13 protein-coding genes are annotated in these 12,717 nt (G+C 58.4%); 3 read left to right on the top strand and 10 right to left on the bottom strand.

Features of this window, described 5'->3' with window-relative positions; translation table 11 throughout:
- Positions 1-15: 15 nt before the first annotated feature.
- From GS611_RS09810 to pgsA, 3 genes are read right to left on the bottom strand one after another with little or no spacing between them, the layout of a single operon-like run.
- Positions 16-459 (bottom strand): molybdenum cofactor biosynthesis protein MoaE, encoded by a 444-nt coding sequence (locus GS611_RS09810; protein ID WP_171635087.1) that lies wholly within the window; start codon positions 457-459, stop codon positions 16-18.
- Between the two features lie 3 nt (positions 460-462).
- Entirely contained in the window at positions 463-708 is a 246-nt protein-coding gene (gene moaD / locus GS611_RS09815) for a molybdopterin converting factor subunit 1 (RefSeq protein ID WP_171635090.1), read from the bottom strand.
- A 3-nt stretch (positions 709-711) separates the two neighbouring features.
- On the bottom strand, positions 712-1,380 hold the full coding sequence (gene pgsA, locus GS611_RS09820) for a CDP-diacylglycerol--glycerol-3-phosphate 3-phosphatidyltransferase (RefSeq protein ID WP_171635092.1): 669 nt from the start codon (positions 1,378-1,380) through the stop codon (positions 712-714).
- A gap of 173 nt (positions 1,381-1,553) precedes the next feature.
- Between pgsA and GS611_RS09825 the strand changes: the two genes are divergently transcribed.
- Positions 1,554-2,438, top strand: a complete 885-nt coding sequence (locus tag GS611_RS09825) for a DMT family transporter (RefSeq protein ID WP_171635094.1) — start codon at positions 1,554-1,556, stop codon at positions 2,436-2,438.
- On the opposite strand, the gene uvrC is transcribed toward GS611_RS09825, so the two are convergent.
- The 6 genes from uvrC to GS611_RS09855 form a co-directional block, all read right to left on the bottom strand.
- Entirely contained in the window at positions 2,435-4,297 is a 1,863-nt protein-coding gene (uvrC, locus tag GS611_RS09830) for an excinuclease ABC subunit UvrC (RefSeq protein ID WP_171635096.1), read from the bottom strand. The genes GS611_RS09825 and uvrC overlap by 4 nt on opposite strands.
- A gap of 290 nt (positions 4,298-4,587) precedes the next feature.
- Complete coding sequence (locus tag GS611_RS09835; RefSeq protein ID WP_171635099.1) at positions 4,588-5,367, bottom strand: SDR family oxidoreductase; 780 nt, start codon at positions 5,365-5,367, stop codon at positions 4,588-4,590.
- A 21-nt stretch (positions 5,368-5,388) separates the two neighbouring features.
- Positions 5,389-6,351 carry a calcium/sodium antiporter gene (locus tag GS611_RS09840; protein ID WP_171635180.1) on the bottom strand — a complete coding sequence of 321 codons (963 nt, stop codon included), beginning with the start codon at positions 6,349-6,351 and terminating at the stop codon, positions 5,389-5,391.
- Between the two features lie 171 nt (positions 6,352-6,522).
- On the bottom strand, positions 6,523-7,320 hold the full coding sequence (locus GS611_RS09845) for a S49 family peptidase (RefSeq protein WP_171635101.1): 798 nt from the start codon (positions 7,318-7,320) through the stop codon (positions 6,523-6,525).
- A 114-nt stretch (positions 7,321-7,434) separates the two neighbouring features.
- Positions 7,435-8,196 (bottom strand): ABC transporter permease, encoded by a 762-nt coding sequence (locus GS611_RS09850; RefSeq protein WP_171635104.1) that lies wholly within the window; start codon positions 8,194-8,196, stop codon positions 7,435-7,437.
- Positions 8,193-9,122, bottom strand: a complete 930-nt coding sequence (locus GS611_RS09855) for an ABC transporter ATP-binding protein (protein WP_171635106.1) — start codon at positions 9,120-9,122, stop codon at positions 8,193-8,195. Before GS611_RS09855 ends, GS611_RS09850 begins: the two co-directional genes overlap by 4 nt.
- A gap of 165 nt (positions 9,123-9,287) precedes the next feature.
- On the opposite strand from GS611_RS09855, the gene GS611_RS09860 reads away from it, so the two are divergent.
- Positions 9,288-10,382, top strand: coding sequence for a CaiB/BaiF CoA-transferase family protein (locus GS611_RS09860; protein WP_171635108.1), 1,095 nt, complete (start codon positions 9,288-9,290; stop codon positions 10,380-10,382).
- A gap of 80 nt (positions 10,383-10,462) precedes the next feature.
- Here the strand turns inward: GS611_RS09860 and hemE are convergent, their stop codons facing one another.
- Positions 10,463-11,497, bottom strand: coding sequence for a uroporphyrinogen decarboxylase (gene hemE, locus GS611_RS09865; RefSeq protein ID WP_171635110.1), 1,035 nt, complete (start codon positions 11,495-11,497; stop codon positions 10,463-10,465).
- A 106-nt stretch (positions 11,498-11,603) separates the two neighbouring features.
- Here hemE and hemC point away from each other — a divergent pair, with 106 nt between their 5' ends.
- Positions 11,604-12,569 (top strand): hydroxymethylbilane synthase, encoded by a 966-nt coding sequence (hemC, locus tag GS611_RS09870; RefSeq protein WP_171635112.1) that lies wholly within the window; start codon positions 11,604-11,606, stop codon positions 12,567-12,569.
- Positions 12,570-12,717: the final 148 nt, after the last annotated feature.

Raw genomic sequence — 12,717 nt, forward strand, 5'->3', positions numbered from 1 at the left:
CCGCTCGACGCATCCTCACCACCGGGTCAGCGCGTCTTCATCCTCATCCTTGGCGGCAACCCATTCCGCACCCGACCGGGTGATTTCTTTCTTCCAGAAGGGAGCACGGGATTTCAGGTAATCCATCAGGTACTCCGCCGCCTCGAACGCATCCTTGCGATGCCGTGCAGCGGTGGCCACCATCATGATCTTGTCGCCCGGGGCCAGACGTCCATGGCGGTGAATCACCAGCACATCGCCCAATGCCCAACGCGCCTGCGCCTCTTCGGCGATCTTGGTCAGGGCGCGTTCGGTCATACCGGGATAGTGCTCGATCTCCATCACATCCAGATCACCGCTCGCCAGATCACGCACAACGCCGGTGAAGGTGACGATGGCGCCGTTGGAATCATCCCCGGCGGCAAAGGCATTGGCCTCGGCCCCCAGATCAAATGCCTCTTCCTGAACCGCGATCCGCATCGGTCAACCGCCCGTCATCGGCGGGAAAAACGCAACTTCCCGAACACCTGACAGCGACGCATCGAAATCCGACAGCTCCTGATCCAACGCAACGCGCAGCGCGGACAGATCGGCAAATGCCGCGGCATAGCGCTCTTCCCGAGCGCTCAGTTCTGCCACCAATTCGCCGACCGTCGCCGCTTGCGTTTCGACCTTTTCCTTTGGCAAGCCGATGCGTTCGCGCACCCAGGCGAAATACAGAACATCCATCGGTTAGCTCTCCTTCAGATGAGGCATGGCCTTAAGTAGATAGTCATAGCCGGTGATCAATGTAAGCGTTGCCGCAATCCACAACAGCCACAGCCCGACCTGACCCGCCCAATACATGCCATCGACATTCAGGCGCAGGTGGTTCACGTCTTCGACCTGACCCGCAATGATCTGCTCGACCAGCTCGGCATCCATGCCAAAACTTGCCATCACGGCATAGTGCTCGAAGATACCCTGCGAAAACAGAACCGCGATGGCGACCATCTGGGCCGTGGTCTTCCATTTGGCCAGTTTGGTGACTTTGAGCGTCCCGGCCACATCGCCCAGATATTCCCGCAGGCCCGAGACAAAGACTTCGCGAAACAGGATCACGGTTGCAGGAAGGACAAGCCACGGCGTCCAGTGCTCGGTCGAATAGCCCACAAGGATCATAAGCGCGATCACCACCATAGCCTTGTCGGCGATCGGATCCAGCATCGCTCCGATCTTGGTCTCCTGCTTCCATGCGCGGGCCAGATACCCATCGAACCAATCGGTAATCGCCGCTGACAGGAACAGGATCAGTGCAAACCAGTCCGCATAGGGACGGGTGAAATACAGAAACATGACTGCCAGCCCGGGCGCGGCCAGCAGGCGCAGGACGGTCAGGAGATTAGGTAAATTCCACTTCATGGCTTGGACCCTATATCGCCGGTCCGGGACAGAAAAGCCAATCAGACAAAAAACTGCATCACTCACAAACGCTTGGTCAAAGCGCCGCAGGCCCGACGTCTCAGAACAGTACCTCTTGGCCTTTACCGGCTTTGCGGTCAGATTGCCGCGCAAGCCCAGCCGGAAAGTACCAGATGACAGCGCATATTCAAACCGACACACGGTCAAACATGATAGGCAGCCTCTGGATGGTTGCCGCGATGGCCGGTTTTGCGCTGGAGGATGCGTTGCTGAAGGCAGCCTCAGCCGCGCTGCCGATCTGGCAGGTCCTGGTTCTTTTCGGCGCGGGCGGGTCGGTGATTTTCGCTGCGGTGGCTCGGGCCCGCGGGCAGCGGCTGCTGCAACCTGACGTTCTGTCCCGCCCGATGAAAATTCGGGTGCTGTTCGAGGTCTTTGGTCGGTTGTTCTATGTTCTGGCCATCGCACTGACGCCGTTGTCCTCGGCCACGGTGATTCTGCAAGCCACGCCTCTGGTCGTTGTAGCAGGCGCCGCGTTGTTCTTCGGCGAGACAGTCGGTTGGCGGCGTTGGAGCGCTATCTTTGTCGGCATGATCGGCGTTGTCGTCATCCTGCAACCCACCGGAGACAGCTTTTCGCTGCTGTCGATACTGGCGGTGCTGGGAATGCTGGGATTTGCCGGACGTGATCTGGCCAGCCGCGCAGCACCTGCCACGCTTGGAACCGAAGTCCTGGGGTTCTACGGCTTCCTCAGCATCATCGTGGCCGGCGTGGCCTATCGGTTCTGGGAGGGCGCGCCGATTGCACCGGTTGGCCCTCACACCAGCCTGCATCTGATCGGTGCGGTGCTGATGGGCGTAATGGCCTATGCATCGCTGATGAAGGCGATGCGCATCGGCGAAGTGTCCGCCGTGACCCCGTTCAGATACACCCGGCTGTTGTTCGGCATCGGGCTTGGCGTAGCCATGTTTGGAGAGAGGCTGGATCCCAACATGTGGATCGGCAGCGCGCTGATCGTCGCGTCGGGTCTTTATATCCTGTGGCGGGGCCGGCAGGCCTAGCCCTTGTCGTGGAAGAAATCGTAAACCTTTTGCGCCAACCCGGCCGAGATTCCTTCGACCGCTTTCAGATCGGCCAGATTGGCCCGGCTGACGGCTTTGGCGCTGCCGAAATGGGTCAACAGAGCACGCTTGCGCGCAGCCCCTACCCCTGGGATTTCATCCAACGGCGTTGCACCCACGGCCTTGGCGCGTTTCGCACGATGGGTGCCGATGGCGAACCGGTGCGCTTCGTCCCTGAGGCGTTGAATGAAATACAACACAGGGTCGTTGCGTTTCAGCGCAAAGGGGCGCTGGCCGATCCGGTGAAACTCTTCCTTGCCGTGGTCGCGGTCGACCCCTTTGGCGACGCCGACCATGGGAATGTCTTCGACCCCATGTTCGACCATGATCTGATGCACCGCGCTTACCTGCCCGGCACCGCCATCGATCAGCAACAGATCGGGCCACAGCCCTTTGTCGCGGTCCGGGTCTTCCTTTTGCAGTCTGGTGAAGCGGCGGTTCAGCACCTCTTTCATCATGCCGAAGTCGTCACCCGGTGTCAGGTCATCACCGCGAATGTTGAACTTGCGGTAAGCGTTCTTCATGAACCCCTCGGGGCCGGCCACGATCATGCCGCCGACAGCATTGGTGCCCTGAATATGAGAGTTGTCATAGACCTCGATCCGTCCAGGCGGACCATCCAGATCGAACGCCTCGGCCAGCCCGCGCAGCAACTTGGCCTGCGTGGCACTTTCCGACATGCGGCGGGCCAAAGCCTCGCGCGCGTTGCGCAAGGCACCGGCAACAAGTTCCTGTTTTTCGCCACGCTGCGGCACAAGGATTTCGACCTTGCGCCCGGCTTTCTCAGTCAGCGCGTCCTGCATCAGATCCACATTTTCGATTCCGTCCGACAGGATCAGCTGACGCGGCGGCTCCTTGTTGTCATAGAACTGGCCCAGAAAGGCCTCCATCACCTCGGCAGGTGAAACATCCGGGCCGACGCGGGGATAGAAATCCTTGTTGCCCCAGTTCTGGTTCGCACGGATGAAAAACACCTGCACGCAGGCCTGACCGCTGTCCATATACAGGCCGATCACGTCCGCCTCGGCCACACCGCGCGGGTTGATGCCCTGAGAGGTCTGCACCTGCGTCAGAGCCCGGATGCGGTCACGCAGACCTGCGGCGCGTTCGAACTCCATCGCCTCGGATGCGGCCATCATCTGCTCGGCCAGTTCCTCTTGCACCTTGGTCGAGCGGCCCGACAGGAAGCGTTCGGCGTCCTTCACGCTTTCACGGTAATCCTGCTCTGAGATCAGGCCGACACACGGCCCGGAACACCGTTTGATCTGATACAGAAGGCATGGCCGCGTTCGGCTGTCGAACATCGAATCCGAGCAGTTGCGCAGCAGGAACGCTTTTTGCAACTGGTTCAACGTCCGGTTCACCGCACCGGCACTGGCGAAAGGGCCGAAATAAGCACCTTTTTCCTTCTTCGCCCCTCGGTGTTTCTTGATCTGCGGAAAGTCATGATCCTTGGCGACTAGTATGTTCGGAAAGCTTTTGTCATCCCGCAACAATACATTGTATTTCGGCTTGAGCTGCTTGATCAGGTTCTGCTCAAGCAGCAGGGCCTCGGTCTCGGTTCGCGTGGTCAGGAACATCATCGAGGCCGTCGCGGCGATCATCTTTTCGATCCGCCCCGAATGACCCGGCCGTGTGTAATTCGACACCCGTGCCCTGAGATTTCGGGCTTTGCCGACATACAGAACCCGGCTGTCTGTATCGAGCATGCGGTAAACGCCCGGAGAACTGTCCAGCGTTTTTACATAGCGCTGAATGCAGGCATAGCCGGTGGGGGATGATTCGCTGTCGGTGGTCATGATCCTGAGATATGATTCTCTGGCAATGGCTGCAATCTCACGCTTGTCAGATCAAGAGAAAACAAATCCACGGTTTCTGTGGATAAGTGTGAAGATAAAATTCCGGAAGATCAGAAATCCCCTTGTTTCCTTGCCTTTTCCTTTACTTGCACAAAAAATAGGCAACTTATCAAGTGTTTGTTTTTAAACATTATTTTTTTGCATACTTAGCAAGTGTATGAAAAAAAAGACATTTTTGTAACGCACATGTAACACGATTGAGAGCGGTGCAAAACTTGCAGCAGAATTACTTATTCTACACCCAGAACATCCGGAGTTTTCCAACCCAGATGCTGACCGCCGTCCACACATAAAAGCTGTCCGGTGACCGCGTGTGCATCCAGAAAGTACCCAAGCGCAGCGGTTATGTCAGACGGGTTGGATCCCCGCTCCAAAACGGTGTTTGAACGCTGTGCCTGGAAATGTTCTTCGCTTTGGCGGTGGCCCTGCATCGTTGGGCCCGGCCCGATCGCATTGACACGGATCGCCGGAGACAACGCCTGCGCCGCCGTTCGGGTCAGCGTCCACAAACCCATTTTTGCGATGGTGTATGACATGAACTCGGGCGTCAGTTTACGCACACGCATGTCCACCATGTTGACGATGAGGCCGGTTGCAAGCGGTTCGCCATTTTCATCTGTTCCGGCGCTCAGCCCCTGACCGGCCATGGCCTGCGTCAGCACAAAGGGCGCGCGCAGATTGCTGTCGAGATGTCGATCCCAGCTTTGCCGGGTTGCCGTGCGGATGTTGTCGTATTCGAAGATCGAAGCGTTGTTCACCAGACACGTGATCGGCCCGCCCAGCGCCTCAACCGCTTTGGGCAGCAGCGCCTGAACCTGAGCTTCATCCAGCAGATCGGCCTTCAGGGTCACGGATTTTCGGCCCAGGGCCTGTACCTCTGCCGCCGTCTCCTGCGCCGGACCTTCGGATGAGGCGTAATGCACGGCCACATCGAAACCTCGATCTGCCAGATACAGTGCCATGGCCCGGCCCAGACGAATACCGGCGCCGGTGACTAGGGCTCGGGTCATTCTTCACCTCGTTTGGTCAGATCACACCAGCAATACGATGACGTAAAGCACATAAAGGAAAGTCAACACCATCCCCCAGACGCGCGAGATGTCGCGTTTGAGGAATACAAACGGAACCAGCAGCAGCGATGCGCCCAGCATGACCCACAGATCGAACCGAAGGAATTCCGGATCGACCGGAATGCGCCCGAACCAGGTTGCGATCCCGATGATGGCCAGAAGGTTGAACATGTTCGAACCGATCACGTTGCCCAGCGCGACATCGGCCTGTCTGCGCAATGCGGCCATAAGCGTCGTCGCCAGTTCGGGCAAAGAGGTTCCAACCGCGATCAGGGTCAGGCCGATGACCGTTTCACTGACCCCATAGGTTCTTGCGATGACGGTCGCGTTGTCGACAAGCAAGTGCGCACCCATCGGAAGCCCCACCAACCCCAGGATCAGGTAAATCGATACCTTCCAGTAGGGCATGTCAGGGTCGGCTTCCTCCAAGCCTTCAAGCTCGTCATCATCCGCGCAAGCCTCACCACAGGCCTTGCGATGTGCTTTCGCCTCACGAAAGGCAGTCATCAGGACAAGACTCAACGCCGCCAGCAGGATCAGACCGCTGAAGAATGTGAATGTTCCGCTAAAAGCCAGCCCGATGAACAGAACCGTCGCCAGCAGCATGAAGACGTAATTCCTGCGGCTGTCACATTCACTGGTGTGAATCGTAGCCAGCAATGCGGGCAGTCCAAGAACCAACAGGATGTTGGCCGTGTTCGATCCGACAACGTTGCCCAGCGCAATACCGGGAGCGTTCTCTTTCAATGCGCTGATGGCGATCAGCAACTCGGGTGCAGACGTTCCGAAGGCCACTATCGTCAGGCTGACAATCAACGCCGGAACACCCAGACGCAAGCTCAGGTTCACAGCACCGCGCACAAGCGCATCGCCTGCAAGCAGCAGGATCAACAGCCCAAGACCAGACAGCAGCCAAGTGGTGATCAAGTCCGACCTCCTTTTTCGCAGGCACAAGGGCCTTTGCCTATGCGAAACCGTCCGCAGCGCGGACACTTGGCCGAACTCAGTTTCTTCTGCCCCGGAAAGCGCAGTTTACCGAACATCGCCAAGACACCCATGCCGATCAGAAAAAGTGTGACAGCCTTGATGATCACGTCACAAACCAAAACGCGCGTAGGCCGCACGCTCCTCTAATCCGGCAATGGCATCCTGTGCCAGGCTGGCCCCGAACCGAGACCAGATCGGTTTGCGCACGCCATAACGGCGGAACTTGACCTTGTCGCCAAACCGTTCCTGCATCTTGGGTTTCAGATGGGCGATACCGTCGATCAAACCCAGTTCATGCGCCCGACGCGCCAGCCAGACTTCACCCGTGAACAGGTCGGCACTGTGATCCAGCTTGTCACCCCGGCGGGCTTTGACATGCGCGATGAAGTTTTCGTGGATGTCGCCCAGCAGCCCTTGCAAGCGTGCCACATCCTCTTTCTTTTCCGGCGAAAAGGGATCCAGCATCGATTTCGATTTGCCCGCTGTATGAACGCGCCGCTCGAACCCCTGCCGCGCCAGGAAGACATGCGCGCCAAAACCTGCCGAAATGACTCCGATTGAGCCAAGAACCGAACTGTCGTCGGCCCAGATCTCATCCGCAGCGGCCGCCAGCCAATACCCTCCGGATGCCGCAACATCTTCGACAAACCCGATCACGGGCACGTCCAGCTCTTCCGACAAGCGCCGAATTCGGGCGCCAATCAAAGAGCTTTGTACAGGCGACCCGCCCGGAGAGTTGATCTCGAGCGCGACAGCCGCAGGTTTCCCCTTTCGAAACGCCTTGTCGAGAACCGGGGCCAGGGTGGTATCGTTCAAGGACCCGCGACCGGCCATTCCAATGGAACCGGACAAACGGACAACGGCCACGCAAGGGTGCTTTTTTACGAACGGCAGGCTGAGCTTCATGGGTGCCGATGTAGAGTGCCCCCAACCCGTAAACAAGGGACTCTGCCGGCGTAAAACGCGACGTGAACCAAATTCACACACCCGATGGGCAAAAATGCAACGCCTTGGCGAGGATCAACTGCGAATGCGCCAGCCGGTTTTAAATATCCAGCCTATGACGGCCAGGCACAGCCCTGTAAAAGCGACAATGGCAAGAAGGCTGAAAACGATCGGCACATCTGCCAGCCCGTAAAAGGACCAGCGGAAACCCGAAATCAGATAGACCACGGGATTGAACAGCGTGATGGTCTGCCACAATGGCGGCAGCATCGAGATCGAATAAAACGTGCCCCCCAGAAAGATCAGTGGCGTCACCACCAACTGCGGCACCAGTGACATCTGCTCGAAATTGCTGGCCCAGATGCCGATGATGAATCCGAGCAACGAAAAGCTGAGACAGGACAGGATCAGAAACGCGGCCATGGCGAATGGATGCTCGATCCGAATATCGACGAAAAACGTCGCGGTGAACAATATCACCAACCCCACGAACAACGCCTTGGTTGCGGCGGCACCGACATACCCGATCACGATCTCGATGAAATTGACCGGAGCGGATAACAGCTCGTAGATGGTGCCCAGAAACTTGGGGAAGTAAATTCCGAACGACGCGTTCGAAATCGACAGCATCACCACCGACAACATGATCAGCCCCGGCACGATGAACGCACCGTATGAAACGCCCTCGACCTCTTGGATACGGCTGCCGATGGCGGTGCCAAACACCACGAAGTAAAGCGACGTGGACAGAACCGGCGACAGAAAGCTCTGTGCCAGAGTGCGAAAGAAACGGGCCATTTCGAACCGGTAGATGGCAGCGATCGCGGTCCAGTTCATGCGGCCTCTCCCGATACCAGATTGACAAAAATCTCTTCCAGGCTTGATTGTCTGGTCTGCACGTCGCGCAACACCAACCCGGCCTCGGACACGTCATTCAGCAAGGTCGTTATGCCGGTACGATCCGCATGGGTATCGTAGGTATAGATCAGACAATCACCCGCGCCGTTGAGGGCCAGATTGTGGCTGACCAGATTATCGGGAATCCGATCGATGGGCTCGGTCAGCATGACTTCGATCTGCTTTTTTCCCATCTGCGACATGAGTGTGTCTTTGTCCTGCACCAGCAAAAGCTCACCCTTGTCGATGACGCCGACACGATCCGCAATCGCTTCTGCTTCTTCAATGTAATGGGTGGTCAGAATGATGGTGACACCGTCCCGTTTCAGTTCCGCCACAAGCTCCCACATGTCCTTGCGCAACTCGACATCCACTCCGGCAGTCGGCTCGTCCAGAAAAAGCACACGGGGTTCATGGGCCAGGGCCTTGGCGATCAGCACCCTCCGCTTCATGCCGCCGGACAATTCCTTGATCGCGTTGTTGCGCTTGTCCCACAGGGACAGCTTGCGCAGAATCTCTTCGATCCGCGCGTTGTCCTTGCCAAGTCCGAACAGCCCGCGTGACAGTCGAACCGTGTTCCAGACCTTTTCAAACGGTTCCAACGCGATCTCTTGCGGTACAAGCCCTATCATCCTGCGCGCTGCGCGATAATCGGACTGGGTGTCATGTCCGCCAACCCTGACCACCCCCGAGGTCGGAGTCGTTATTCCACAAATCGTCGAAATCAGGGTCGTCTTTCCGGCCCCATTTGGCCCCAAAAGCGCAAGTATCTCACCCTCTTCAATATCCAGAGACACACCTTTCAGCGCCTCGAACCCATCCGCGTAAGACTTGCGAAGATCTTTGATGGACAAAATGGTCGTCATATCCGTTCCCCGTTCCGACCGAGACCCTATCGCGCCGAACCAGCCTGTAACAGGTCAATTTCGCACAACGTGCCGCGCATTCTGTAATGGTTGTCAGAACCATGCTCAATTCCAACTTGCAATCCGTCAACCCACCCGCAAACTCTGCCACAACGGAGGGCGCCGATGCTGAATGGAATACGCATAGTCGAAATCGAAGGGCTGGGCCCCGGCCCGTTTGCCGCCATGCAGCTAGCTGATCTGGGCGCCGACGTCATCACGATCCACCGCAAAGGCCAGGCAGTAACACCGGGCATGCCCGACCGCTCGCTTCTGGACCGCGGCAAACGATCGATTGCGCTTGATCTGAAGGATCCCGAAGATCTGGCGACCGCCCGTCGCCTGATTGACACGGCAGATGCACTGATCGAAGGCTTTCGCCCCGGCGTTATGGAGAAGCTGGGTCTTGGCCCGGATCTTTGCCTGACCCGCAACCCAAAACTGATATATGGCCGCATGACCGGCTGGGGGCAGGATGGTCCGCTGGCCGACACGGCAGGACATGACCTGAATTACATCGCCTTGTCCGGTGCGCTCTGGTACGCCTCTCTCCCGGATCAGCCGCCTCAAACCCCTGCAACCCTGGTCGGCGATATCGGTGGAGGCGCCATGTACCTTGTCGCGGGCATCCTGGCAGGTTTGATCAACGCGCAAAGAACCGGGAAAGGCACCGTGGTCGACGCCGCCATCTACGACGGCTCGGCCCATATGATGAACCTTCTGATGACCATGCGCCAAACCGGAAACCTGTCTGAAACCCGCGGCCAAAGCCTGTTGGACGGCCCGCATTGGAGCCGAACCTACACCTGCGCAGACGGCGGATTTGTTTCGGTCCAATGCCTTGAACCAAAATTCTACGTCCGATTTCTTGAAATCCTGGGCCTGTCCCGGGACCCGGCATTCCAACAACAGTACACCCGCAAGCTCTGGCCCGACCTGACCCGGCGCCTGGCCGAAATCTTCTCGTCCAGGCCACGCGACCATTGGGCCAAATTGTTCGACGGGTCAGATGCCTGCGTCGCCCCGGTACTCAGCCCCGACGAGGCCACAGCCCATCCGATGAATGCAGCCCGTCAATCCTGGCGCCAGACAGACGGCACCCTACAGGCCACCGCCGCCCCACGCTTCTCCACACACCAGTGGCAACCAAAGCCCAGCCCGGCCCGCGGCCAACACACAACCGAGATCCTGAATGAACTCCAAGCCCCAGAAAGCACCTGACACACTCTTCATCTGGCCAGAAATATCCCGGGGGTGAATTGGCCAGCGGCCAAGAGGGGGCTGGCCCCCTCCCATGCGTTCTACCCGCCGCGCACCGTGTCGATCATCAGCTGAACGTTGTCCGGGTCGGCATCCGGAGTGATCCCATGGCCGAGGTTGAAAATATGCGGCCCCTTGGAAAAGGCGCGCACGATGCGCCGAGTCTCATCCACCAGCGCCTGACCGCCAGTAACCATGTGCGACGATGCCAGATTGCCTTGCACACAGCCATCAATCTGCACGTTCTTAGCCGCCCATTCGGGCGACACGGAATTGTCCAACGCCACGCAATCCACGCCGGTCGACCTTGCAAACCTGACATACCCGTCGCCTGCTTCCCGCGGAAATCCAATCACGGGGATGCCAGGATGACGTTCCTTGATGGCCTGCGTAATCACCCGGCACGGCTCCACCGCGTATTTGCGGAAAGCTTCGCCCGTCAAAGACCCCGCCCAACTGTCAAATATCTTGACCACCTCGGCTCCGGCGTCGATCTGAGCGGACAGATATTCAATCGTTGCCGCGGTGATGCGGTCCAATAGCGCCTCGAACAAAGCGGTATCACCTTCGCGCAACGCATGCGCGGGACCCTGATCCGGCGTGCCGCGCCCTGCAATCATGTAGGTGGCCACAGTCCACGGCGCACCTGCAAATCCGATCAAGGTGGTTTCCGACGGCAATTCCCGCGAAAGAATGCGCACCGTCTCGTAAACCGGTGACAGTGTCTCGTGAATCGCGTCAACAGGCTTCAACGCATCAAACTCGGCCTGCTGCGTGATGGTGGATAAACGCGGCCCTTCACCTGTCACGAACCAAAGGTCAGCCCCCAGCGCCTGTGGCACAAGAAGGATGTCGGCAAACAGGATCGCCGCATCGAACCCATATCGCCGAATTGGCTGCAAGGTAACTTCTGCTGCCAATTCAGGATTGTAGCACAGTGACAGGAAATCCCCGGCCTGAGCACGTGTGGCCCGGTATTCCGGCAAATACCGACCCGCCTGACGCATCATCCAGATCGGCGGCACATCCTGTACTTCGCCCGCCAGCGCCCGCAGCAGCTTCTTTGTCTCGGCCATGTTTGTCCCCAGCATTCAGGTTTTGGCAACGGGTCGTCCTTCGGCGGCAATTTGTCAAGCTCAGCCCCCATTGTCAGGGCAATGTGACGCGACTAAAGCTGTGCACATGACTTTGACCCTGCCCACCCCCGCATCGCCCCTCAGAATCGGCACCCGTGGCTCGCCGCTGGCTCTGGCTCAGGCCTATGAAACGCGCCAACGCCTGAGCGATGCCTTTGATCTGCCACAGGATGCGTTCGAAATCGTAGTGATCAAGACGACCGGTGACAATCGCGCCATGATCGACGCGGATCGACCGCTGAAGGAAATCGGCAACAAGGGCCTGTTCACCAAGGAAATCGAAGAGGCGATGCTGCGCGCCGAGATCGACATCGCCGTGCATTCAACAAAGGACATGCCCGTTGAACAACCCGAAGGGCTGGTCCTGGATACGTTCCTGCCGCGCGAGGATGTGCGCGACGCCTTCATATCTCCGCGATTGGGCTCGATCCACGATCTGCCCGAAGGCGCCGTTGTGGGCACCTCGTCTTTGCGGCGGCGGGCGCAGCTGCTGAATCGGAGGCCGGATCTGAAAGTGGTCGAGTTTCGCGGAAACGTGCAGACACGGCTGAAAAAGCTTGAAGACGGGGTTGCCGATTGCACGTTTCTGGCAATGGCAGGCATTCGCCGTTTGGGAATGGAAGAGGTTCCGGCCAGCGCCATTTCCCCTGACGACATGCTGCCAGCGATCGCGCAGGGCACCATCGGCATCGAACGGCGCTGCGACGACATGCGCGCAGCCGAAATGCTGGACGCGATTCATCACACCGAAACGGGATGGCGCCTGGCGGCAGAACGCACATTGCTGGCCGCGCTGGACGGGTCCTGCGAAACCCCGATCGCCGGTCTTGCCGAACTGGACGGCGACAAACTCAGGCTGCGAGGCGAAGTGCTGCGCCCGGACGGAACGGAAACCGCCAGCAGGGATATGACCGGCCCCGTCGAGGATGGGCCTGAGATGGCCCGCGCGATGGCGGCTGAACTGCTTGAACAGGCGGGACGTGATCTATTCGATTGGAAAAATTCGCAATAAGTTTTCCTAGTGTGAACTTGATCACTGTAGAAGGCGGCGCGATCAGGCATTAATGTGACATACCGAAGAGGAAGTCGGGTCAGTCTCGAAAGTATCGAAAAGTTTTCAGATTGCCGGTGTTTTAATCAGTATTCGAGGGGGCGAGGCT

This window comes from Ruegeria sp. HKCCD6119 (assembly GCF_013110585.1).
Taxonomy (GTDB): domain Bacteria; phylum Pseudomonadota; class Alphaproteobacteria; order Rhodobacterales; family Rhodobacteraceae; genus Ruegeria.